The sequence below is a fragment of the Shinella oryzae genome (assembly GCF_023038235.1).
Classification (GTDB): Bacteria; Pseudomonadota; Alphaproteobacteria; order Rhizobiales; family Rhizobiaceae; genus Shinella; species Shinella sumterensis.
This window is the reverse complement of the sequence record NZ_CP081987.1, coordinates 2,073,671-2,094,688: the sequence shown is the minus strand read 5'-3', so window position 1 is coordinate 2,094,688 and position 21,018 is coordinate 2,073,671. Positions and strand designations below refer to the sequence as shown.

General features: G+C 64.2%; 24 protein-coding genes. 13 read left to right on the top strand and 11 right to left on the bottom strand.

Annotated features, from left to right (window positions below; translation table 11 throughout):
- Window positions 1–3: 3 nt before the first annotated feature.
- Window positions 4–1,017, bottom strand: a complete 1,014-nt coding sequence (locus K6301_RS10315; RefSeq protein ID WP_247216657.1) for an AAA family ATPase — start codon at window positions 1,015–1,017, stop codon at window positions 4–6.
- A gap of 191 nt (window positions 1,018–1,208) precedes the next feature.
- Between K6301_RS10315 and K6301_RS10310 the strand changes: the two genes are divergently transcribed.
- Genes K6301_RS10310 through K6301_RS10300 form a run of 3 tightly spaced genes read left to right on the top strand, consistent with a single transcriptional unit; the run spans window position 1,209 to window position 3,711 of the window.
- Window positions 1,209–1,826: a DUF1285 domain-containing protein gene (locus K6301_RS10310; protein WP_247216655.1), complete on the top strand. Its 618-nt coding sequence runs from the start codon at window positions 1,209–1,211 to the stop codon at window positions 1,824–1,826.
- Window positions 1,823–2,455 carry a CoA pyrophosphatase gene (locus K6301_RS10305; protein ID WP_247216654.1) on the top strand — a complete coding sequence of 211 codons (633 nt, stop codon included), beginning with the start codon at window positions 1,823–1,825 and terminating at the stop codon, window positions 2,453–2,455. Before K6301_RS10310 ends, K6301_RS10305 begins: the two co-directional genes overlap by 4 nt.
- On the top strand, window positions 2,452–3,711 hold the full coding sequence (locus tag K6301_RS10300) for a CCA tRNA nucleotidyltransferase (RefSeq protein WP_247216652.1): 1,260 nt from the start codon (window positions 2,452–2,454) through the stop codon (window positions 3,709–3,711). The genes K6301_RS10305 and K6301_RS10300 overlap by 4 nt, the downstream gene beginning before the upstream one ends.
- 25 nt (window positions 3,712–3,736) lie before the next feature.
- On the opposite strand, the gene K6301_RS10295 is transcribed toward K6301_RS10300, so the two are convergent.
- The 3 genes from K6301_RS10295 to hemF all read right to left on the bottom strand — a co-directional run bounded on the left by K6301_RS10295 (window position 3,737) and on the right by hemF (window position 5,299).
- Window positions 3,737–3,928 (bottom strand): DUF1059 domain-containing protein, encoded by a 192-nt coding sequence (locus tag K6301_RS10295; RefSeq protein WP_134647008.1) that lies wholly within the window; start codon window positions 3,926–3,928, stop codon window positions 3,737–3,739.
- Between the two features lie 98 nt (window positions 3,929–4,026).
- Window positions 4,027–4,275, bottom strand: coding sequence for a hypothetical protein (locus K6301_RS10290; protein ID WP_247216651.1), 249 nt, complete (start codon window positions 4,273–4,275; stop codon window positions 4,027–4,029).
- Window positions 4,276–4,387: 112 nt separating this feature from the next.
- The gene (gene hemF, locus K6301_RS10285; protein ID WP_247216649.1) at window positions 4,388–5,299 is read right to left on the bottom strand and encodes an oxygen-dependent coproporphyrinogen oxidase; all 912 of its coding nucleotides are present in this window, start codon (window positions 5,297–5,299) and stop codon (window positions 4,388–4,390) included.
- 171 nt (window positions 5,300–5,470) lie between these two features.
- Between hemF and K6301_RS10280 the strand changes: the two genes are divergently transcribed.
- The gene (locus K6301_RS10280) at window positions 5,471–5,728 is read left to right on the top strand and encodes a hypothetical protein (protein WP_247216648.1); all 258 of its coding nucleotides are present in this window, start codon (window positions 5,471–5,473) and stop codon (window positions 5,726–5,728) included.
- 133 nt (window positions 5,729–5,861) lie between these two features.
- Window positions 5,862–7,142 carry a hemolysin family protein gene (locus K6301_RS10275; RefSeq protein WP_247216646.1) on the top strand — a complete coding sequence of 427 codons (1,281 nt, stop codon included), beginning with the start codon at window positions 5,862–5,864 and terminating at the stop codon, window positions 7,140–7,142.
- Between the two features lie 6 nt (window positions 7,143–7,148).
- Here K6301_RS10275 and soxR read toward each other — a convergent pair whose 3' ends face one another.
- The gene (gene soxR / locus K6301_RS10270) at window positions 7,149–7,619 is read right to left on the bottom strand and encodes a redox-sensitive transcriptional activator SoxR (RefSeq protein ID WP_247216644.1); all 471 of its coding nucleotides are present in this window, start codon (window positions 7,617–7,619) and stop codon (window positions 7,149–7,151) included.
- A gap of 70 nt (window positions 7,620–7,689) precedes the next feature.
- Between soxR and K6301_RS10265 the strand changes: the two genes are divergently transcribed.
- Window positions 7,690–8,262: an NADPH-dependent FMN reductase gene (locus K6301_RS10265; protein WP_247216642.1), complete on the top strand. Its 573-nt coding sequence runs from the start codon at window positions 7,690–7,692 to the stop codon at window positions 8,260–8,262.
- 112 nt (window positions 8,263–8,374) lie between these two features.
- On the opposite strand, the gene K6301_RS10260 is transcribed toward K6301_RS10265, so the two are convergent.
- Entirely contained in the window at window positions 8,375–8,836 is a 462-nt protein-coding gene (locus tag K6301_RS10260; RefSeq protein ID WP_247216640.1) for a tRNA (cytidine(34)-2'-O)-methyltransferase, read from the bottom strand.
- A gap of 429 nt (window positions 8,837–9,265) precedes the next feature.
- Here K6301_RS10260 and K6301_RS10255 point away from each other — a divergent pair, with 429 nt between their 5' ends.
- On the top strand, window positions 9,266–11,122 hold the full coding sequence (locus tag K6301_RS10255; RefSeq protein WP_247216638.1) for an ABC transporter ATP-binding protein: 1,857 nt from the start codon (window positions 9,266–9,268) through the stop codon (window positions 11,120–11,122).
- Window positions 11,123–11,156: 34 nt separating this feature from the next.
- Here the strand turns inward: K6301_RS10255 and K6301_RS10250 are convergent, their stop codons facing one another.
- Together K6301_RS10250 and K6301_RS10245 are read right to left on the bottom strand one after the other, a co-directional pair.
- Window positions 11,157–11,447: an addiction module antidote protein gene (locus tag K6301_RS10250; RefSeq protein ID WP_247216636.1), complete on the bottom strand. Its 291-nt coding sequence runs from the start codon at window positions 11,445–11,447 to the stop codon at window positions 11,157–11,159.
- Between the two features lies 1 nt (window position 11,448).
- Window positions 11,449–11,748 (bottom strand): type II toxin-antitoxin system RelE/ParE family toxin, encoded by a 300-nt coding sequence (locus tag K6301_RS10245; protein ID WP_247216634.1) that lies wholly within the window; start codon window positions 11,746–11,748, stop codon window positions 11,449–11,451.
- Between the two features lie 123 nt (window positions 11,749–11,871).
- Between K6301_RS10245 and K6301_RS10240 the strand changes: the two genes are divergently transcribed.
- The 5 genes from K6301_RS10240 (at window position 11,872) to K6301_RS10220 (ending at window position 17,422) form a co-directional block, all read left to right on the top strand.
- Window positions 11,872–13,740, top strand: coding sequence for an ABC transporter ATP-binding protein (locus K6301_RS10240; RefSeq protein WP_247216632.1), 1,869 nt, complete (start codon window positions 11,872–11,874; stop codon window positions 13,738–13,740).
- A 265-nt stretch (window positions 13,741–14,005) separates the two neighbouring features.
- Window positions 14,006–14,584: a ubiquinol-cytochrome c reductase iron-sulfur subunit gene (gene petA / locus K6301_RS10235; RefSeq protein ID WP_134647031.1), complete on the top strand. Its 579-nt coding sequence runs from the start codon at window positions 14,006–14,008 to the stop codon at window positions 14,582–14,584.
- 14 nt (window positions 14,585–14,598) lie between these two features.
- Window positions 14,599–15,867, top strand: coding sequence for a cytochrome b (locus K6301_RS10230; RefSeq protein ID WP_247216630.1), 1,269 nt, complete (start codon window positions 14,599–14,601; stop codon window positions 15,865–15,867).
- A 26-nt stretch (window positions 15,868–15,893) separates the two neighbouring features.
- On the top strand, window positions 15,894–16,772 hold the full coding sequence (locus tag K6301_RS10225; protein ID WP_247216628.1) for a cytochrome c1: 879 nt from the start codon (window positions 15,894–15,896) through the stop codon (window positions 16,770–16,772).
- 107 nt (window positions 16,773–16,879) lie between these two features.
- Window positions 16,880–17,422 carry an adenine phosphoribosyltransferase gene (locus K6301_RS10220; protein WP_134647037.1) on the top strand — a complete coding sequence of 181 codons (543 nt, stop codon included), beginning with the start codon at window positions 16,880–16,882 and terminating at the stop codon, window positions 17,420–17,422.
- A gap of 204 nt (window positions 17,423–17,626) precedes the next feature.
- On the opposite strand, the gene K6301_RS10215 is transcribed toward K6301_RS10220, so the two are convergent.
- Together K6301_RS10215 and K6301_RS10210 are read right to left on the bottom strand one after the other, a co-directional pair.
- Window positions 17,627–18,094 (bottom strand): MaoC family dehydratase, encoded by a 468-nt coding sequence (locus K6301_RS10215; protein WP_247216626.1) that lies wholly within the window; start codon window positions 18,092–18,094, stop codon window positions 17,627–17,629.
- A complete protein-coding gene (locus tag K6301_RS10210) occupies window positions 18,081–18,551 on the bottom strand; it encodes a MaoC family dehydratase (protein WP_247216624.1) in 471 nt (156 codons plus the stop codon). The genes K6301_RS10215 and K6301_RS10210 overlap by 14 nt, the downstream gene beginning before the upstream one ends.
- 110 nt (window positions 18,552–18,661) lie before the next feature.
- Between K6301_RS10210 and K6301_RS10205 the strand changes: the two genes are divergently transcribed.
- Window positions 18,662–19,777: a hypothetical protein gene (locus K6301_RS10205; protein WP_247216622.1), complete on the top strand. Its 1,116-nt coding sequence runs from the start codon at window positions 18,662–18,664 to the stop codon at window positions 19,775–19,777.
- 37 nt (window positions 19,778–19,814) lie between these two features.
- Here the strand turns inward: K6301_RS10205 and ychF are convergent, their stop codons facing one another.
- Window positions 19,815–20,918 carry a redox-regulated ATPase YchF gene (ychF, locus tag K6301_RS10200; protein ID WP_134647045.1) on the bottom strand — a complete coding sequence of 368 codons (1,104 nt, stop codon included), beginning with the start codon at window positions 20,916–20,918 and terminating at the stop codon, window positions 19,815–19,817.
- Window positions 20,919–21,018: the final 100 nt, after the last annotated feature.

The window sequence follows — 21,018 nt, the reverse complement described above, 5'->3', positions numbered from 1 at the left end:
CGCTCAGCCGCCCGCCTGCCGGACGAGATCGGCAATAACATCCCGAACCGACATGCCTTCGGCACGGGCGGCGAAGGTGAGCGCCATGCGGTGTTGGAGCACGGGTTCGGCAAGCGCCAGCACGTCGTCGACCGAAGGCGCGAGGCGGCCTTCATAGAGCGCGCGGGCGCGGGCGCACAGCATCATCGCCTGGCCGGCACGCGGGCCCGGGCCCCAGGCGACATGCTTGTCCGTCGAGGCGATGCCGTTGCCGGGGCGGGCGGAGCGCACGAGCGAGAGGATCGCATCGAGCACCTTTTCGCTGACCGGCATCTGGCGGATGAGGGTCTGGATTTCCACCAGCCGCTCGGCCGAGATGGCGGCCTCGGCCCGCGTCTCGCTGACACCGGTCGTCTCCAGCAGGATCTGCCGTTCGGCGGCAAGCTCGGGATAATCGACATCGACCTGCAGCAGGAAGCGGTCCAGCTGCGCCTCGGGCAGGGGGTAGGTGCCTTCCTGCTCCAGCGGGTTCTGGGTCGCCAGAACGTGGAAGGGCTTTGGAAGGTCGTTGCGGGCGCCGGCCACGGTCACATGGTATTCCTGCATGGCCTGGAGCAGGGCCGACTGGGTGCGCGGCGAGGCGCGGTTGATCTCGTCGGCCATCAGGAGCTGGGTGAAGATCGGCCCGGGCACGAAGCGGAAGGAGCGCTTGCCGTTCTCGTCCTGGTCCATCACCTCCGAGCCGAGGATATCCGACGGCATGAGGTCTGGCGTGAACTGGATGCGGCTGGAAGCCAGCCCGAGCACGGTGCCGAGCGTGACCACCAGCTTCGTCTTGGCAAGGCCCGGTACGCCGACGAGCAGCGCGTGGCCGCCGGAGAGCACGGCAAGCATGGTCTGCTCGACCACGCTTTCCTGGCCGAAGATCACCTTTGAGACTTCCGTGCGGATGACGGCGATATCCGAAAGCGCCCGTTCCGCCGCCGCAATCACCGCCTTTTCGTCCAGGCCTGCCTCGTGGGAATTCTGAACGCCCATGCTCATCTCCAGTGCCGGTAAAGGATATCCGCGAATCGTGGTCCTGCCGCGTCCGCGTCCTACATAAAGACCTTATTAGCGTAGCCGTGGCTGACAAGCGGCCACGAAATGACTATCTCGTGAGTGTATCCACCCTTTCCTCGCGGGAAGAACGGTCTCTTGTCGAGATAGGGGTGAACCGGGACGGAACAATGGCAACGGGTGAAATTCGCGAAAGCACGGATGCAGCGGGACTGGCCGCCCTGATTGCGCGCGCCGGCGCGGAGACGGGCGGACGCGGCCTGCCGCCGGTCGAACGCTGGAATCCGCCGTTCTGCGGCGATATCGACATGGAAATCCGCGCCGACGGCACGTGGTTCTATCTGGGCACGCCGATCGGCCGCGCGCCGCTGGTGCGCCTTTTCTCCACCGTCCTGCGCAAGGACGAGGATGGCCGGACCTATCTGGTGACGCCTGTCGAGAAGGTCGGCATCCGCGTCGTCGATGCGCCCTTCCTGGCGGTGGAAATGAATGCGAGCGGGAAGGGCGATGCGCAGACGCTGACCTTCCGCACCAATGTCGGCGACGTGGTCGAGGCCGGGCCGGAGCATCCGCTGCGTTTCGTGATCGAAGGCGAAAACAGCGAGTTGAAACCCTATCTGCTCGTGCGCGGCCGGCTGGAGGCGCTCGTCTCGCGCGCCGTGATGTACGATCTGGTGGCGCTCGGCGAAACCATCGCCATCGACGGTGTCGACATGTTTGCCGTGCGCTCGGGCGGCATGGTCTTTCCCGTCATGCCGGCCGCCGAGCTGGATGCGCTTTCACGATGAGTTCTGCGCCGTACAGTGCCGCCGAGTTCCGCCGCCGCGCGGGCGAGCAGATGCTCACCATCGGCGACGAGACTTGGCGCGAGCATGGCGACAGCCTGCTCAATCCCGCCGTCATTCCCCATCTGGAAGGCATGAAGCTGCGTGACGCGGCGGTGCTTATACCCGTCGTCGACGACGGCGAGGAGGCGCGGGTGATCTTCACCCAGCGCACGGCGACCCTGCGCAAGCATTCCGGCCAGATCGCCTTTCCGGGCGGGGCCGTGGATGACGAGGACGCGGATGTGGAAGCCGCCGCCCTGCGCGAGGCGGAGGAGGAAATCAGCCTCGACCGCCGTTTCGTGGAGCCGGTCGGCCGCCTGCCGCAGTACAAGGCGCTGTCGGGCTTTTCCATCACGCCGGTGCTGGCGGTGGTGCAGCCGGGTTTCGAGCTCATTCCCAACCCGTCGGAAGTCGACAAGGTCTTCGATGTGCCGCTGTCCTTCCTGATGGATCCGCGCAATCACGAGCAGGGCAGCGGCGTCTGGCTCGGCAGCGAGCGCCATTATTATCGCATGCCCTATGAGGGGCATAACATCTGGGGCATCACCGCCGGCATCGTGCGGGTGATCTATGAAAGGCTTTATGCATGAGTTCGGTTGCGGGCGAGGCGTGGTTTTCCGATCCGGCGCTCGTGCGGGTGCTGTCGCTGCTGAACAGCGACGGCGGCGAGGCACGCGTGGCGGGCGGCGCGGTGCGCAACAGCCTGATGGGCCTGCCGGTCGCCGATATCGACATCGCCACCACCCTGCCGCCGCAGGACGTCGTGGAACGGGCGAAGGCGGCGGATATCAAGGCGGTGCCGACCGGCATCGAGCACGGCACGGTCACGCTCGTCATCGGCGGCAAGCCCTTCGAGGTGACGACCCTGCGCCGTGACGTGGCGACAGACGGACGCCACGCCGAAGTCATGTTCGGCACCGACTGGCAGACCGATGCAGGGCGGCGCGACCTGACCATCAACGCGCTTTATGCGACGCAGGACGGCACGGTGATCGACCTCGTGAACGGCCTGCCGGATATCGAAAGCCGCACCGTGCGCTTCATCGGCGACGCAGCAAAGCGCATCGCCGAGGATCATCTGCGCATCCTGCGCTTCTTCCGCTTCTTCGCGCTCTACGGCAGCGGCCGGCCGGATGCCGAGGGGCTGAAGGCCTGCGCGCGGGCAAAGGACAAGCTCGGGCGGCTGTCGGCCGAGCGGGTCTGGGCCGAGACGAAGAAGCTGCTGGGCGCGCCCGATCCGGGCCGCGCGCTCTTGTGGATGCGGCAGGCCGGCGTGCTGAGCGAAATCCTGCCCGAGACGGAGAAATGGGGCATCGACGCAATCCCCGGGCTGATCGAGGCCGAGAAGGCGTTCGGCTGGCAGCCGGATGCGCTGCTCAGGCTGGCGGCCATCGTGCCGCCGGATCGCGAACGGCTAAAGGCTCTTGCCGAGCGGCTGCGTCTCTCCAAGGCGGAGGCCGCGGTTCTCGATGGTTGGGCGGCCGCGCCCGAAATCGCGCCGAAACTGGCGGAGACCGCCTTCGACCGGCTGCTCTACCGCAATGGCCCGAAGGGACTTTCGATGCGGTTGAGGCTCGCGCTCGCTTCGGCCCGCGCGCGCGGGCTTGGCGACGCGGATGCGCTTGCCTTCGCCGGACTTTGCCAGCGGCTGTTGGCGCGGGCGGAAAAATGGCAGAAGCCCGCTTTCCCGCTCACGGGGGCGGACGTGCTTGCCGCCGGTGTGCCGGCCGGACCGGACGTCGGTACGATGCTCGCGCGCATCGAAGATGAATGGGTGGGCGGGAATTTCCATGATGACCGGGCAAGGCTGCTTGCCCGGCTGAAGGCGCTCGCCGGGGAGGGCTGACCCTCCCGTCATTCCGCTTCCGCCGTCAGGCGGCGTCGGCGGTATTTTCGTCGACGATGCGCTGCTTGATGTTTTCCACCATGTTTTCACGGATCGTGGTTTCGCCGTGGGCTGTGCGCATGTGCTCGACGGCGCGGCGCACGACTTCGGCGTCGTCGCTGGCGCGTGTGTGCCATTCGCATCCCGGGACAAGTGAACCGCATTCAAAAAGTCTCATGACTATCTCCTGTCGTTTCAACGGGGGCAGTTTAGCAGACAAGGCCCCGAAGACCAAATCCGCAGAAGCGGGGCAGGGTTCCGCCCGAGGCTTCGAAATCAGCCGTTGTGGCCGGCCTTCGCCCAGGCGTCGAAGCAGGCCGAGGTCTCCGGTTTGGCCGGTCTGGCGGCCTCGCCGGACAGATGGTGGATGCCACCGGACAGGCGCATCCGGGCTTCCGCGACGAAATAGTCGTGCGGAAGATCCACGCCGCTTTCGGCGCGCATGGTTTCGGCGAACTGATTGATAAAGTCGACGGACCGCGGGCCGTTGCCCGGCTGCAATCCGGTCTTTGCGGAATTGCTCATGACTGTCTCCTCCACGAGTACGTCAATGGAGGTAGTGTACCATGCAAAAGGATCAAGTCCCGATCACAACACCGCTAGCGGTGAAGATCGTGTGCAGACGAATGGTGAGACGTCAGGGCCAGCGCACCACGGGCGGGAGCGACGACAGGATGGAATCGACATTGCCACCGGTCTTCAGGCCGAAGAGCGTGCCGCGGTCGTAGAGCAGGTTGAACTCGACATAGCGGCCGCGGCGCACGAGCTGTTCGTCGCGATCCTCTTCCGTCCAGCCCTTGTTGAAATTGGAGCGTACGATACGGGGATAGACCATGGCAAAGGCGCGGCCGACATCCTGCGTGAAGGCGAAATCCGCGTCCCAGCCGCCGAGCTCTTCCGGCGAATGCAGCCAGTCAAAGAAAATGCCGCCGGTGCCGCGCGGCTCGTTGCGGTGCTTCAGGAAGAAGTACTCGTCGCACCATTCCTTGAATTTCGCGTGATCGGCCACCGCATGGCGGTTGCAAGTGATCTCCATCGCCTTGTGGAACAGCGCGGTATCAGGGTCGCTCATCACCCGGCGACGATCGAGCACCGGGGTCAGGTCCGCGCCGCCGCCGAACCAGCGGCTGGTGGTGACGACCATGCGCGTATTCATGTGAACGGCGGGGACATTGGGGTTGACCGGATGGGCGATCAGCGAAATGCCCGAGGCCCAGAAGCCGGGGTCCTCATTCGCTCCGGGAATCTGCCCCCGGAACTCGGGGGAGAATTCTCCATAGACGGTGGATGTGTGGACGCCGACCTTCTCGAAAACGCGGCCTTCCATCATCGACATGCGGCCGCCGCCGCCTTCGCCACCCTCGCGAAGCCAGTCCTTGCCCACGAAACGGCCGGGCTGCATGTCGGAGAGCGGGCCTTCCAGGTCGTCCTCGATGGCTTCGAAGCTCGCGCAGATCGCGTCGCGCAGATGCTCGAACCACGCGCGTGCGGCGGCCTTCTTGTCCTCGATGTCGTCGGGCAGGCCTTTCGGCAGGTCTGGTCGTTCCATGATGTTTCCCGCTGACGGCCGCGCCGCCGAATCGCATTTCGGTCACACTCCTTAACTTTGCACCGTTTGGCAACAAAGCGGGGCATTTCCGCTGGGGACGGCGGGACTCGCAAAACGGGCGCAGCCGGCCTATATTGAGCGTATAGAATGTGCTGCCAGGAGGAAACCTGCATGGCGCGTGTTCCAGGACCGCCGCCCCTCGACGGGCTCCGCCGCCACATCGAGCGCAGCAGGCTCGCGAAAGGCGTGAGCGGAGGGCATTTCGTGCGCGAGACCTTCTGCATGGAGCGCCAGGACGCCCGGGAGAAGGCCCGGGAATGGTTCGACCAGTGGCCGAAGGCCGCCTACTGGACAGAGGTGGAAAGCTGGCGGGCCCTGGACGGCGACCGTATCGAGTTCACCATGCGCCGGCTGCCGAGCGCCGATTGAGGCGCTGCTGCAGGGCGTGATGGAGCGCCATATGTGCAAGCTCGATTGACGGCGGACCGCGGCCCCCCTATTTTACCGCTATCGTCATCAACAGAAAGGCGCCGTTGCGGTTCTCAAGCACGGCTCATAGTCCTTGTTCGAACTCGCGATTGCTGTCTTCCTTATCCTCTTCAACGGGGTTTTTGCCCTTTCCGAACTTTCCATCGTTTCCGCCCGCAAGCCCCGCCTGAAAACCATGGCGGCGCAGGGCGTGCGCGGTGCAGCCACGGCGCTGCGCCTGGCGGAAGACCCCGGCAAGTTCCTTTCCACCGTCCAGATCGGCATCACGCTCATCGGCATTCTCGCCGGTGCGTTCTCGGGTGCCGCGCTCGGTGGCCGCCTGCGCGACATCCTCGCCGCCGAGGGCGTGCCGGACTGGCTGGCCGACCCGCTCGGCTTCGGTATCGTCATCTTCATCATCACCTATCTGTCCGTCGTCGTCGGTGAGCTGGTGCCCAAGCAGATCGCGTTGCGCAATCCCGAGCGCTTCGCCTCGATGGTCGCGCCCTCCATGTCGCTTCTGTCGAAGATCGGCGCGCCGGCCGTCTGGGCGCTCGATGCCTCCACGCGGCTGATCTTCCGCCTCATGGGCCAGCACGCGGCGTCCGAGACGGTCGTGACGGACGAGGAAATCAAGACCATCGTGGCCGAGGCGGAAGCCGCCGGCGTCATTGAAGGCGGCGAAAAGCTGATGATCGCCGGCGTCATGCGCTTTTCGGACCGCGAGGCGCGTGGCCTCATGACGCCGCGCAACGATGTCGACTGGGTCGACCTCGGCGACACCATCGAGGAAATCCACCAGCAGCTTGTCGAAAGCCAGCATTCGCGCCTGCCGGTCGCCGATGGCGGGCCCGAAACCATCGTCGGCGTCGTGCAGAAGCGCGAACTGCTTTCCGCCCTGCTGAGCGGCCAGCCGCTCGACATCCGCTCCTTCGTGCGCCCCGCGCCGATCGTGCCGGATACGATGGATGCGATGCGCGTTCTGGAAACGCTGCGCAATTCGGAAGTGCCGATCCTGCTCATCCACGACGAGTATGGCCACTTCGAAGGCGTCATTACGCCCGCCGACGTGCTGGAGGCGATCGCCGGCGTGTTCCGCTCCGATATCGAGGAGGGGGACGACGAATACGCGGTCCAGCGCGACGACGGTTCTTGGCTCATTTCCGGCGCCATGCCGATCGACGAGATGGCCGACCGGCTCGGCCTGTCGCTGCCGGCCCGCCGCAGTTACCAGACGGCCGCCGGCCTGGTCATCGAATCGCTGCAGAAGCTGCCGAAGACCGGTGAGGTCACCGAAACCCAGGGCTGGCGCTTCGAGGTGGTCGACATGGACGGCCGCCGCGTCGACAAGCTGCTGGTCACCCGCCTGGACTGACCTCGGCTAAACTGCATCGGGTTCGAGCAGTCTCGGGCCCGGGCCTTCCGCGCGGAGCGTATCCAGCGGGTTGCGCAGCGGGCATTCCTGCATGGACAGACATCCGCAGCCGATGCAGCCGTCGAGCTGGTCGCGCAGCCGCGTCAGCCGCTCGATACGCTCATCGAGCGTGCGGCGCCACGTCCTGGAGAGCGCGCTCCAGTCCTTCACAGTCAATGGCCGGTCGTGCGGCAGCACGGCCAAGGCTTCGGCGATTTCGGCGAGCGGTATGCCGGTGCGTTGCGCCACCTTGATCACCGCGACGCGCCGCAGGATGCCGCGCGGGTAGCGCCGCTGGTTGCCGCGGTTGCGCTGGCTGCGGATCAGCCCCTTCTCCTCATAGAAATGCAGGGTGGAAACCGCCACCCCGCTGCGTTCGGCGACCTCGCCGACGCTGAGTTCCCGGGACATCGCGCCGTTGGGACATTTTTCCGTCATGGTGTTGACCTCAAGTTTGGTTGAGGTTTTATACCACGCGCTCCCAGTTTTCAAACGGAGCGCAAAACACATGACGACACGACTGACCATCGCCCTCATCTATGGCAGCGGCCGCGAGGGGCGTTTCGCCGATACGGTCGCGGGGTGGCTGGAACCGGAGCTCGCCGGCTTTTCGCAATACGATATCGTGCGCATCGACGCTGCGGAGCTGGTCTTCACGCCCGGCGGTCTCGACGAAGCGTCGGCGGCGCTGGTGGAAAGCTGCATTTCGCAGGCGGATGCCTTCCTCATCGTCACGCCCGAATACAACCACGCCTATCCGGCGGCGCTGAAGGCGATCGTCGACAGCTGCTTCCGCCCCTGGCATGCCAAGCCCGTCGCCTTCATATCCTATGGCGGCATCTCGGGCGGCCTGCGTGCCGTCGAACAGCTGCGGCTGGTCTTTGCGGAACTGCATGCGGTGACGATCCGTGAAACGGTGAGCCTCGCCCATGCCTGGACGCAGTTCGACCCCGCCGGAAATCCGTTCCGCCCCGGCCTTTTGAACGGCCAGCTCGCCATGCTGATGTCGCGTCTGGCCTGGTGGGCGCATGCCCTGAAGGCGGCGCGGATCGCGACGCGCTACGACGAGGTGGCGGCATGAGACCCTCCGATTATGCAGCCTCATGCGATCACCATCGCATTGGCAACGGGCATGTTTCGATATCGGTGGATCGCTTCCGGCAGGCACGTTTAGCGATCTGCCGGAACGCGCGTCAGGCAAACCCGGTCTGGCGCAGCGCCTCGCCGCAGATCATGGCGGCGGAGAGGGCGACGTTGATGGAGCGCTGGCCCTCGACCATGGGGATGAGGACGCGCCCGTCGGCGGTGTCGTGCACATGGTCCGGCACGCCGGCGCTTTCGCGGCCGAAAAGCAGGATGTCGTCGGGGCGGTAGGCGAAGTCGGTGTAGAGGTCTGCGGCCTTGGTGGAGGCGAGGATCAGGCGGCGGCCGGTCTCATTGCGCCAGTCCTTGAACCGGTCCCAGCTGACATGGCGCGTCAGCGTCACCGCGGCGAGATAGTCCATTCCGGCCCGCTTCAGGCTGCGGTCGGATATGTCGAAGCCGGCCGGCTCGATGATGTCGACGGCCATACCCATGCAGGCGGCGAAACGCAGCATCGTGCCGGTGTTGCCGGCGATGTCGGGCTGGTAGAGGGCGATGCGCAGTGCAGACATGCCGCTTCGCTACAGCAATTCACAATCCGACGCGACGTCGTTCTGCACGCCGCGCGGCGAAATGGTGGGAGGCACAGCGCCAAAGGGATTGGGATCCGGTGGATGTGGCGGCAAGGCAACAGGATTGGTCGCAGATGGGAAATCGCGCCGAAGCGTCTGGAAAATTGCATCGTTTCGGGTTAACCACGGCACATCTGAAACGCGAGAAAGGGAGGAACATGATGATTAATGCCCATCGGCTGCGCCTCCCGGCTGGAATCACGCCTCTTCTCGCTTAGGCATTTCGCCGCCCCCATTTCCTTCGTGCCTGCATATCAATTCGCCGTGTGACGCTTTCGTCGCCCCGCGGCACACCAAGCGGAATCCCGCTCCCGACTGCGCCCCTTTGCGCCGTCCGTGCCGGTTCCGTCCTATATTACGGAGAAAGCCATGTTCGGCTGGTTCGAAAGACGTTTGAATCCCTACCCCTCGGCTGCACCCTCGCTGCCGCCCAAGGGGATCATCCCCTTCGTGTGGCATTATACGCGCCCGGCCGCACCCTGGCTTGCCGTGCTGGGCTTCTGCTCCATGGCGCTCGGCATCGCCGAAGTGCTGCTGTTCCAGTTCCTCGGCAACATCGTCGACTGGCTTTCGGCCGGTGACCCCGGCACGTTCCTCGCCCGCGAGGGCGGCACGTTGATCTGGATGGCCGTGCTTCTGCTCGTGCTCATTCCGCTTTTCGGCGCGCTGCACACGATGACCATGCACCAGGCGCTCGCGGGCAATTTCCCGATGATCGCCCGCTGGCAGATGCATCGTTATCTCATCCGCCAGAGCATGACCTTCTTCTCCAACGAGTTCGCCGGCCGCGTCTCGACGAAGGTGATGCAGACCTCGCTTGCCGTGCGCGAAACGGTGATGAAGATCATCGACGTCTTCATCTATGTGGTGAGCTACTTCATCTCGATGATCGCGATCATCGCGTCGGCGGACCTGCGTCTCGTGGTGCCGCTGCTCGTGTGGTTCGTCGTCTATATCTGCATCCTGCGCTACTTCGTGCCGAAGCTTATGCGGGTTTCGCGCGAGCAGGCGGATGCGCGCTCCATGATGACGGGCCGGATCGTCGACAGCTACACGAACATCGCGACGGTGAAGCTGTTCTCGCATGCCGGCCGCGAGGAAACATATGCCCGCGAAGGCATGGACGAGTTCCTGCAGACGGTGCACAAGCAGATGCGCTTGATCACGGCCTTCAATATCGCCATCGACGTCAACAACGTCATCGCGATGTTCTTCACCACGGCCATCGGCATCTATTTCTGGATGTCGGGCGACGTGACGGTCGGCGCCGTCGCGGTGGCAGCCGGCCTTGCCATGCGCATCAACGGCATGTCGCAGTGGGTGATGTGGGAAGTGACCGCGTTGTTCGAGAATATCGGCACGGTCTATGACGGCATGGGCATGATGACCAAGCCGCACGACATCAAGGATGCGCCCCAGGCGCCGGCGCTGCCGGCGGCAAAGGGCGCCATCACCTTCGATCACGTCCGCTTCCACTACGGCAAGAACAAGGGCGCGATCGAGGACCTGTCGCTCGACATCGCCGCCGGCGAGAAGGTCGGCCTTGTCGGCCGGTCCGGTGCCGGCAAGACGACGCTGATGAACGTGCTCCTGCGCTTCTATGACCTGGAGGCCGGCCGGATCACGATCGACGGCAAGGACATCGCCACGGTCACGCAGGACAGCCTGCGCTCGCAGATCGGCGTGGTGACGCAGGACACGTCCCTGCTGCACCGTTCCATCCGCGACAACATCGCCTATGGCAAGCCGGAGGCGACGGATGCCGAGATCATCGAGGCGGCCAAGCGGGCCAATGCCTGGGACTTCATCGAAAGCCTGAGCGACCACCAGGGCCGCAGCGGCCTCGATGCCCAGGTCGGCGAGCGCGGCGTAAAACTCTCCGGCGGCCAGCGCCAGCGTATCGCGATTGCCCGCGTCTTCCTGAAGGATGCGCCGATCCTCGTGCTGGACGAAGCGACCTCGGCGCTCGATTCGGAAGTCGAGGCGGCGATCCAGGAAAACCTCTTCGCCCTCATGCAGGGCAAGACGGTGATCGCGATCGCCCACCGCCTGTCGACGCTGACGGAGATGGACCGTCTCGTCGTGCTCGACAAGGGCCGCATCAGCGAGATGGGCACGCATGCCGAACTGGTCGCCCGGGGCGGCATCTACGCCGACCTCTGGACGCGCCAATCCGGCGGCTTCATCGCCGACGACGCAGCCGAGACCGAGGCGGCGGCCCAGTAAAAACAGAGGCCCCCGGCAGAGCCGGGGGCACTCGTCATGTGCCGGATCGCTTGGACGTCAGTTCCAGCCCGAGCGCTTGCATGACTGTGAGCATGGATTTGAGCGTCGGATTGCCATCACTGGCGAGTGAACGGTAAAGCGCTTCACGGGCAAGGCCGGTTTCCTCCGCCACTTTGCTCATGCCTCTTGCACGCGCCACAACGCCAAGCGCATGCGCGATATAACCCGCATCCCGGGTTTCAAAGGCGTCTTTCATGAAGACATCCACGGCCTCATCGGATGTGAGTGCTTCCGCGGGATCGTAGTTGCGTAGTGTTTCGTTCATTTCAGTCGTCCAATTTGGCCGCTAACGTCTTTGCGGCCGCTATGTCTCGTTTCTGGCTGCCCTTGTCGCCGCCGCAGAGCAGCACGATGATCTCGTTGCCCCTGCGGGTGAAGTAAATGCGATATCCGGGGCCATGATGGATGCGGATTTCGCTGACGCCGTCCCCCAGGGATTTGACATCGCCAAGCAATCCATAGGCGATACGGGTCAGTCGCGCCGCGATCAGCGCACGTGCTTTGCGATCGCCGAGCGCTTGCTCCCAGTTCCGGAAAGTCTCGGTCTGTTTGATCTGCAGCGCCATGGCGTGTAACTTTAACATTACAGTTTCGGAAAAATCAAGATTCGCGCGGGATGCGTTGACGGGAGGTCGCTTCCTTTCCGAACTTTAATTTGCCGCCCGGCCAAAACGGCCTATATCGGGGGCATGATCTTCCGGCCGCTTTTCTCCTTCTTCGAGACCTGGATAAAGCCATTCGAGCGGCGCGATGACCTGCGGCCGCCGGCGGGGCTGTTTGCCTTCGTGTGGTTCTACGTGCGGCAGGCGAAGGCGCCGTTTGCAGCGCTCCTGGTGCTGGGCGGCATCACGGCAGGGATCGAGGCGGCGACCTTCTGGTTCGTCGGGCGTCTCGTCGACATGCTGGCGACGGTCAGGCCCGGCGAGGGGTGGGGCGGCCTGCTTGCCGCCCATGGAACCGAACTGCTGCTGATGCTCTGCCTCATCGGGATCGTGCGCTTCGTCGTGGCGTTTCTCACCGCACTGGTCGACCAGCAGGTCATCACGCCCGGCTTCTACAATCTCGTGCGCTGGCAATCCTATGTGCATGTCGCGCGCCAGTCGCTGTCGTTCTTCCAGAACGACTTCTCCGGCCGCATCGTCACCAAGGTCTGGTCGGCGGGGCAGGCGACGGGCGACGTCATCACTTCCTTCATGGAAAGCATCTGGTTCGTGTCGATCTACACGGTCTCGACGCTCGTGCTGCTCGGCCAACTCGACTGGCGGCTGGCGGCCGTGCTGTTGGCCTGGCTTGCCATCTTCGCCGTGCTGGCACGCCATTTCGTGCCGCGCATCCGCGAGCATGCCCGCCAGTCGGCCGAGGCGGGGTCGATGATCAGCGGCCGCATGGTCGATGCCTATTCCAACATCCAGACGCTCAAGCTCTTCGGCCGCGACGATGCGAACGACCGCTACATGCGCGCCGGCTTCGATATCTTCCAGGCCACGATCCTGACATTCACGCGGCTGCTGACGTCGCTGCGCGCCTCGCTCGCCTTCCTGTCGGGCCTGATGATCGCGGGCATGGCGGTACTATGCATTCACCTGTGGCTGACCGCCGTGATCAGCTCGGGTGCCGTCGCCTTCACCATGGCGCTGGTGCTGCGCCTGAACTTCCTGCTCAACCGCCTGATGACGCAGCTCAACAGCATCATGCGCAATGTCGGCACGATCCAGAACTCCGCAGACCTGATCTCCCAGCCCATCGGCCTCGTCGACAGGCCGGATGCGACCGCGCTCAAGGTCGCGAGCCCCGATATCCGTTTCGAGAACGTGCGCTTCCATTATGGCCGCCAGTCCGGCGTCATCGACGACCTGACGCTGTCCATCCGGCCGGGCGAGAAGGTCGGCATCGTCGGGCGCTCAGGGGCGGGCAAGTCGACGCTCGTCAACCTTCTCCTGCGGTTCTACGACCTGGAGGGCGGCCGCATCCTGGTCGGCGGACAGGATATTGCCGCCGTCACGCAGGAAAGCCTGCGCGCCAGCATCGGCATGGTCAGCCAGGATACGGCGCTGCTGCACCGCTCGCTGCGCGACAACATCCTCTTCGGCAACCCGGATGCCAGCGAAGAGCAGATGATCGAGGCCGCCAGGAAGGCGGAGGCGCACGATTTCATCCTCCAGCTGGAAGACCAGCGCGGGCGCCGTGGCTATGACGCCCATGTCGGGGAGCGCGGCGTGAAGCTCTCGGGCGGCCAGCGCCAGCGCATCGCGATTGCCCGCGTCATGCTGAAGGATGCGCCCATCCTCGTGCTGGACGAGGCGACCTCGGCCCTCGATTCGGAAGTCGAGGCGGCCATCCAGTCCAATCTCGAGCGGCTGATGCGCGGCAAGACCGTGCTGGCGATCGCCCACCGCCTCTCGACCATCGCCGCCCTCGACCGCCTGATCGTGATGGATCGCGGCCGGATCGTGGAGGAGGGCACGCATGGCGAGCTCGTCGCGCGCGGCGGGCTTTACGCGGACCTCTGGTCACGCCAGTCGGGCGGTTTTCTCGGGCAGGCGGAAGCGGCGCAATAGGGCCGCCGCGCGGTCGTAAACAGGCACGCCTTTGTGCCTTGAAAGGGCTGCGCTTTCCGGTGCCGTCCTGATCGATGTCAAGCCCTTACGGTTTTCCCGCGACAATGTGCCCACCTCCTCTTGCCAAGGCTGGACATAATTTGCGATCAAGCATAGAACGCGCCGGATTGACGGGGAATCTATGGCCGTATTGTGTCCGGATATTGCCGGTTCCCAGGGGGCGTTGCGGTTTTCCGCAGACTTTGCGTGAGAGGATGGTTTAGCCGTGAGCGAACACGAGACAACAAGCGAATCCCATGGCGAGCCCACTCGCCGCGATTTTCTTTACCTGACCACCGGTATGGCGGGCGTCGTGGGCGGCGTTGCCGTCGCTTGGCCGTTCATCGATCAGATGCGTCCGGACGCGTCCACGCTGGCGCTCGCTTCCATCGAGGTCGACGTCTCCAGCCTGACGCCGGGCATGTCCCTGACTGCCAAGTGGCGCGGCAAGCCGGTCTTCATCCGCAACCGTACGGACCAGGAAGTCGAGGAAGCCAAGGCCGTCGCGCTCGCTGACCTGAAGGACCCGGTTGCGCGCAACGCAAACATCGCGCCCGACGCCCAGGCGACGGATATCGACCGCTCCGCCGGCGAAGGCAAGGAGAACTGGATCGTCATGATCGGTTCGTGCACGCATCTCGGCTGTGTTCCGCTCGGCCAGGCCGGCGATTTCGGCGGCTGGTTCTGTCCCTGCCATGGTTCTCACTACGATACGGCCGGCCGTATCCGTAAGGGTCCCGCCCCTGAGAACCTGGCTGTGCCGACCTTCTCGTTCGTATCCGACACAGTCATCAAGATCGGTTGAGGGGACACCTGATAATGAGTGCTGAACATTCCACCTACCAGCCGACGACTGGCATCGAAAAATGGGTCGATTCGCGCCTGCCTCTGCCGCGCATGATCCATGACAGCTTCGTTTCCTACCCGGTACCGCGCAACCTGAACTACGCCTACACCTTCGGCGCCATGCTGTCGGTGATGCTGATCGTGCAGATCGCCACCGGCATCGTGCTGGCCATGCACTACGCCGCCGAAACCACTGTCGCGTTCAACTCGGTCGAAAAGATCATGCGCGACGTGAACCACGGCTGGCTTTTGCGCTACATGCACGCCAACGGCGCGTCCTTCTTCTTCATCGCGGTCTACCTGCACATTGCCCGCGGCCTCTACTACGGCTCCTACAAGGCGCCGCGCGAAATCCTCTGGATCCTCGGCGTCGTTATCTACCTCCTGATGATGGCGACGGGCTTCATGGGCTACGTTCTGCCCTGGGGTCAGATGTCCTTCTGGGGCGCGACGGTCATCACCGGCTTCTTCTCGGCCTTCCCCTGGGTCGGCGAGTGGATCCAGCAGTTCCTGCTCGGTGGCTTTGCCGTCGACAACCCGACGCTGAACCGCTTTTTCGCGCTGCACTACCTGCTGCCCTTCATGATCGCGGGCGTCGTTGTCCTGCACATCTGGGCGCTGCACGTCACCGGCCAGACGAACCCGACCGGCGTCGAGGTGAAGTCCAAGACGGACACGGTTCCCTTCACGCCCTATGCGACGCTGAAGGACGCCCTTGGCGTATCGGTCTTCCTGATCGTCTTCGCCTGGTTCATCTTCTACATGCCGAACTATCTCGGCCATCCGGACAACTACATCCCGGCTGACCCGCTGAAGACCCCGGCCCACATCGTTCCGGAATGGTACTACCTGCCGTTCTACGCGATGCTGCGCGCCATCACCTTCAACATCGGCCCGATCGACTCCAAGCTCGGTGGCGTTCTGGTGATGTTCGGCTCGATCATCATCCTGTTCTTCCTGCCGTGGCTCGACACCTCCAAGGTTCGTTCCGCCGTCTACCGTCCGTGGTACAAGCTGTTCTTCTGGATCTTCGTGGCCAATGCCATCATGCTCGGCTGGCTGGGCGCCATGCCTGCCGAAGGCATCTACGTCATCCTCTCGCAGCTCGGCACGGTCTATTACTTTGGCTTCTTCATCGTTCTCATGCCGTTGCTCGGCCTGATCGAGACCCCGAAGCGCATTCCGAATTCGATCACGGAAGCGGTTCTGGAAAAGAAGAACGCCAAGGCGGCCAAGGCCTGAGACGGGCGACGAAAGGAACCATGACAATGAAAAAGCTTGTTGCAGGCATTCTGTCGCTCGCCCTCGTCGCCGGTCTGGGCGCCTCCTTCGCTACGGCGGAAGAGGCTGCGCCCGCAGCCGGTGCGGAGGCCGAACACGCCACGCCGCACTATCCGTTGCATAAGCCCAAGCAGCAGGACTGGTCCTTTGCCGGTCCGTTTGGCAAGTACGACAAGGGCCAGCTTCAGCGCGGCCTGAAGGTCTACACCGAAGTCTGTTCGGCCTGCCACTCGATGAACCTCGTCTCCTTCCGCACGCTGGAAGGGCTTGGCTACTCCGAGGCCCAGGTCAAGGCCTTCGCCGCGAACTACGAAGTCCAGGACGGCCCGAACAGCGACGGCGAGATGTATATGCGGAAGGCCGTGCCCTCCGACCACTTCCCGTCGCCCTATGCCAACCACGAGGCGGCTGCCGCTTCGAACAACGGTGCGGCTCCGCCGGACTTCTCGCTGATCGCCAAGGCGCGCGGCATCACCCGCGGCTTCCCGCAATTCGTCTTCGACATCTTCACCCAGTACCAGGAAGGTGGCCCGGACTACATCTACTCGCTGCTGACGGGGTATGATGAAGAGAAGCCGGCGCATCTCGAAGTCGCCGAGGGTACGCACTACAATCCGTACTTCGCCAATGCCGCGGCACTCGCCATGGCAAAGCCGATCTCCGACGACCAGGTCACCTATGACGACGGCTCGCCGCAGACGGTCGACCAGTATGCGCATGACGTCGCCGCCTTCCTGATGTGGGCCGCCGAGCCGCACCTCGAGGAGCGCAAGCGCACCGGCTTCATGGTCATGGTCTTCCTGCTGATCTTCACTGGCCTGATCTATCTGACGAAGAAGTCGGTCTACGCGAACAAGGAACACTGAGCGATCTTATCGCCCGGTTCGAAAGGCGGCCTTCGGGCCGCCTTTTTTGTTGTGGGGCGGTGCCGCACCTGCAATAACCGGTCCGTCTTCCGCAGCCGGGAAATTCCATGTCTACCGTTGAACAAGAACTCGTCGCCGCGATCCGCAACATTCCGGACTATCCCAAGCCCGGCATCATGTTCCGTGACATCACCACGCTGCTCGGCAATCCGCGTGCCTTCCGCCGCGCCGTGGACGAGCTGGTGCACCCCTACGCGGGCATCGGCATCGCGAAGGTCGCCGGCATCGAGGCGCGCGGCTTCATCCTCGGCGGCGCCATGGCGCATCAGCTGTCGACCGGCTTCGTTCCCATCCGCAAGAAGGGCAAGCTGCCGCACGAAACCGTGCGCATCGCCTACAGCCTGGAATACGGCGTGGACGAGATGGAGATGCACAAGGATGCCATCAAGCCGGGCGAGAAGGTGATCCTCGTCGATGATCTGATCGCGACCGGCGGCACGGCGGAAGCCGCGGTGAAACTGCTGCGCCAGATGGGCGCCGACATCGTCGCCGCCTGCTTCGTCATCGACCTGCCGGAAATCGGCGGCCGCAAGAAGCTGGAAGCGCTCGGTGTGGAAGTGCGAACGCTGGTGGCCTTCGACGGGCATTGAGGCGGGGTTTTCTTACTCGTCGTTGCGGCGTACCCCCTCTGCCCTGCCGGGCATCTCCCCCACAAGGGGGGAGATCGGCAAGAGGCGCGACCTTCGCTCAATCAACGGCAATAAAAAGGAATGGCAGCATTGCCCCATCCAATCTCCCCCCCCTTGTAGGGGAGATGCCCGGCAGCGCAGAGGGGGGTAACTCCAGGCCCCTTCTTAGATAAACTCCAGCACCGTGCTTTCGAACCGGATGACCGGCTCGCCGCTCTGGTTTTCTCCCGCGCAACGGATCGTGTTGAGCACCCGGTCCTTGCGCGTCGCCAGTTCGCGTGAGGCGAGCAGCGTGACTGAATAGCTGATCGTATCGCCGGCGAAGACTGGTCTGAACCACCCGAGCTTTGTGAAGCCGGGCGAGGGGCCAAGCTTCGGCGGTGTGATGCCCTCTGCGATCAGCCGCCGGCATTCGGCGGTCCAGAAGGCGACGAAGCATTTCATCCAGCCGGCGCTGGTGTGCCAGCCCGAGGCGCACAGGCCGCCGAACAGGCTTTGCCGGGCGAGCTCGGCATCCAGGTGAAAGGGCTGCGGATCGAAATCCCGGGCGAAGCGGATGATGTCGTCCGCCGTGAAGGTGTTCGAGCCGATCGCGACCGTCTCGCCGAACGGATAAAGCTCAGCCATCCGCATGGGCGGCATCCTTTCCGGCAAGGCGCATCATGTTGACATATTCCGAGATGGCGACGACTTCGCCGCGCTGGTTGGTCACTTCGGCGCGCAGCCGCACGATTCCGATGTCGGGCCGCGAGCGCGAGACGCGCGCCTCCAGCACCTCGCAGTGGCCGCCGAGCGTGTCACCCGCCAGCACCGGGCGCTTCCATTCCATCAGGTCGACGCCGGGCGAGCCCTCGGAGGTGGAGCCGTCGATATAGGCTTCGCAGAGCATGCGCATCATCACCGCGCTGGTGTGCCAGCCGGAGGCGGCCAGTCCGCCGAGAATGCTGGCGCGGCCGGCGGCTTCGTCGAGATGCATGGGCTGCGGGTCGAATTCCCGGGCGAAGGCGATGATCTCGTCTGCCGTCAGCGTACGCTCCCGGAAGGTGAAGCGGCGTCCGGGTGTGAAATCTTCAAAGCTTCTCTTTGCCACGATCCGTTGTCCTGTTGCGGGCAGGAGAATGGCGGTCATGACTGCGTTTTGCAAGCTTGTCAGGCGCAGGCGCGGCGCTATGGTGCGCGGGCAACAGGAGACGACGCGCGATGCAGACTTTGAAATCCGTTCTCGACGGCGCGGCCGGCGAGGGCATCATTTCCGGCGAACAGGCCGGGGCGCTCCTGCCCTATATGGAAGCGCGCGGCGTCGGCCTCAATGTGCCGGCGCGGGCCGATGCGCTCGATATCGGCGGGCCGGCGGAGGATCGCGCCATCGCGCCGGTCGAGGATACCGAAGCGCCACGCTTCATTCGCGGCTTCCACGATGTGCTGATCACCATCGGCGTTGCCATCGTCATGGCGGGTGTCTGGGGCATCGGCGCGTTTCTCCTGGCGTTGCCGGCCATCATCATCCTTGCGGAAATTCTCGTGAAGCGGCAGCGGCTTGCGCTTCCCGCCGTGCTGCTGACGGCGCTCTACGTGCACTGGATCCTCACGACGTCGCTCCTGATGCAGGATGAGGCGATCGGCCAACAGGATGCGATCGTCGGCTTCCTGCTGACGGTGGCGCCGCTATGCGGGCTCCTGCCGCCGTTCTACTGGCGCTACCGTATCCCGCTCTCATTGAGCCTCTGGTATCTGTCGCTTGCGGCTCTGGCGCTCGGCATCGTCTTCCTCGGGCTCGGGCGGATGCTTGGTAGCGCCGACCTTTTCACCGAGCATTCGACGCTATGCGCCGGCATTTTCCTTGTCACGGCACTTGCGCTGTTTGCCGTGGCGATGCGTTATGATCTGTCGGATCGTTTCCGTGTCACGCGCCGCTCCGATATCGCCTTCTGGCTGCATCTCGTCACCGCACCGGCGCTGCTCTATTCGACGCTCAGCTTCGTCTTTCTCGGCGACTTCGCGAACAACACGCTGTTCAGCAGCGGCAAGGGCCTGCCGGATGCGCTGGTCATCGTTGCGATCGTCGTCGTGCTCATGGGCATCGGGCTTGCCATCGATCGCCGCGCCTTCGTGACCTCGGGCCTGCTGTCGCTCGGCCTTGCCACGGCAAGCCTGCTCCAGCGCACCACCGCTGCCCCGGAAACCTATATCTTCCTGTCCCTGCTGATCGTCGGGATCGTCGTTTTGACCATCGGTATCGGCTGGCCGCATTTCCGGCGCTGGGTTTTGACGCCGCTGCCGCTTGCGCTCAAAGAAAAACTGCCGCCTCTCCGGTGAGGGACGGCAGTTCGAAAATCGTCGGTCCGGCGCGACCTTACGTGTTGAAGCGGAAGTGGATGACGTCGCCGTCCTGCACCACATATTCCTTGCCTTCGTCGCGGCCCTTGCCGGCTTCCTTGGCGCCGACCTCGCCCTTGTAGGCGATGTAGTCGTCATAGGCGATGGTGAAGGCGCGGATGAAGCCGCGTTCGAAATCCGTATGGATGACGCCGGCGGCCTGGGGCGCCTTGGTGCCGCGCACGATCGTCCAGGCACGCGTTTCCTTGGGGCCGACGGTAAAGTAGGTGATCAGGTCGAGCAGGTGGTAACCGGCGCGGATCAGGCGGTCGAGGCCGGCTTCGTCGAGGCCGAGGGCGGAAAGGAATTCCGTCGCTTCCTCTTCCGGCAGCTGCGCGACCTCGGCCTCGATCGCAGCCGAGATGATCACGCATTCCGCACCCTGTTCCTTCGCCATGGCGGCGACGGCTTCGGTATGCGCGTTGCCGTTCACCGCATCGCCTTCCGCGACGTTGCAGACATAGAGGACCGGGTGGGAGGTGAGCAGGTTCAGGCCCTTGAGGATTTCGATCTCCTCCGGCGCCAGCGTCTTGAGGAGAAGACGCGCCGGCTTGCCCTCGTTGAGCAGCTTCACCACGGCTTCCATGATCGGCAGCTGGGCAAGCGATTCCTTGTCCTTGCCGGTGGCGCGCTTGCGGGTCTGTTCGACGCGGCGCTCGAGGCTCTCGAGGTCGGCGAGCATCAGCTCGGTCTCGATGGTCTCGGCATCGCCGACCGGATTGATGCGGCCTTCGACATGGGTGATGTCGTCGTCCTCGAAGCAGCGCAGCACATGCACGACGGCATCGACTTCGCGGATATTGGCGAGGAACTTGTTGCCGAGGCCTTCACCCTTCGATGCGCCGCGCACGAGGCCGGCGATATCGACGAAGGAGATGCGCGTCGGGATGATTTCCTTCGAGCCCGCGACGGTGGCGAGCGCCTTCATGCGCGGATCCGGTACGGCGACTTCGCCGGTGTTCGGCTCGATGGTGCAGAAGGGATAGTTCGCCGCCTGGGCGGCAGCCGTCTTGGTGAGTGCGTTGAAGAGGGTCGACTTGCCGACATTCGGCAGGCCGACGATACCGCATTTGAAGCCCATGGAGATGGTCCATTCGTCTTGATAAAATCGTTGCCCCGCTATGGGGGAAGGACGGGGCAGGGTCAAGACCCGGACGGCGCGGGGCCTTGAACTCCGCCCG

Bases quoted from the DNA above. Each gene is read 5' to 3' on its own strand.
- K6301_RS10315 (WP_247216657.1), bottom strand. From the start codon at position 1,017: ATGGGCGTTCAGAATTCCCACGAGGCAGGCCTGGACGAAAAGGCGGTG.
- K6301_RS10310 (WP_247216655.1), top strand. From the start codon at position 1,209: ATGGCAACGGGTGAAATTCGCGAAAGCACGGATGCAGCGGGACTGGCC.
- K6301_RS10305 (WP_247216654.1), top strand. From the start codon at position 1,823: ATGAGTTCTGCGCCGTACAGTGCCGCCGAGTTCCGCCGCCGCGCGGGC.
- K6301_RS10300 (WP_247216652.1), top strand. From the start codon at position 2,452: ATGAGTTCGGTTGCGGGCGAGGCGTGGTTTTCCGATCCGGCGCTCGTG.
- K6301_RS10295 (WP_134647008.1), bottom strand. From the start codon at position 3,928: ATGAGACTTTTTGAATGCGGTTCACTTGTCCCGGGATGCGAATGGCAC.
- K6301_RS10290 (WP_247216651.1), bottom strand. From the start codon at position 4,275: ATGAGCAATTCCGCAAAGACCGGATTGCAGCCGGGCAACGGCCCGCGG.
- hemF (WP_247216649.1), bottom strand. From the start codon at position 5,299: ATGGAACGACCAGACCTGCCGAAAGGCCTGCCCGACGACATCGAGGAC.
- K6301_RS10280 (WP_247216648.1), top strand. From the start codon at position 5,471: ATGGCGCGTGTTCCAGGACCGCCGCCCCTCGACGGGCTCCGCCGCCAC.
- soxR (WP_247216644.1), bottom strand. From the start codon at position 7,619: ATGACGGAAAAATGTCCCAACGGCGCGATGTCCCGGGAACTCAGCGTC.
- K6301_RS10265 (WP_247216642.1), top strand. From the start codon at position 7,690: ATGACGACACGACTGACCATCGCCCTCATCTATGGCAGCGGCCGCGAG.
- K6301_RS10260 (WP_247216640.1), bottom strand. From the start codon at position 8,836: ATGTCTGCACTGCGCATCGCCCTCTACCAGCCCGACATCGCCGGCAAC.
- K6301_RS10255 (WP_247216638.1), top strand. From the start codon at position 9,266: ATGTTCGGCTGGTTCGAAAGACGTTTGAATCCCTACCCCTCGGCTGCA.
- K6301_RS10250 (WP_247216636.1), bottom strand. From the start codon at position 11,447: ATGAACGAAACACTACGCAACTACGATCCCGCGGAAGCACTCACATCC.
- K6301_RS10245 (WP_247216634.1), bottom strand. From the start codon at position 11,748: ATGGCGCTGCAGATCAAACAGACCGAGACTTTCCGGAACTGGGAGCAA.
- K6301_RS10240 (WP_247216632.1), top strand. From the start codon at position 11,872: ATGATCTTCCGGCCGCTTTTCTCCTTCTTCGAGACCTGGATAAAGCCA.
- K6301_RS10230 (WP_247216630.1), top strand. From the start codon at position 14,599: ATGAGTGCTGAACATTCCACCTACCAGCCGACGACTGGCATCGAAAAA.
- K6301_RS10225 (WP_247216628.1), top strand. From the start codon at position 15,894: ATGAAAAAGCTTGTTGCAGGCATTCTGTCGCTCGCCCTCGTCGCCGGT.
- K6301_RS10220 (WP_134647037.1), top strand. From the start codon at position 16,880: ATGTCTACCGTTGAACAAGAACTCGTCGCCGCGATCCGCAACATTCCG.
- K6301_RS10215 (WP_247216626.1), bottom strand. From the start codon at position 18,094: ATGCGGATGGCTGAGCTTTATCCGTTCGGCGAGACGGTCGCGATCGGC.
- K6301_RS10205 (WP_247216622.1), top strand. From the start codon at position 18,662: ATGCAGACTTTGAAATCCGTTCTCGACGGCGCGGCCGGCGAGGGCATC.
- ychF (WP_134647045.1), bottom strand. From the start codon at position 20,918: ATGGGCTTCAAATGCGGTATCGTCGGCCTGCCGAATGTCGGCAAGTCG.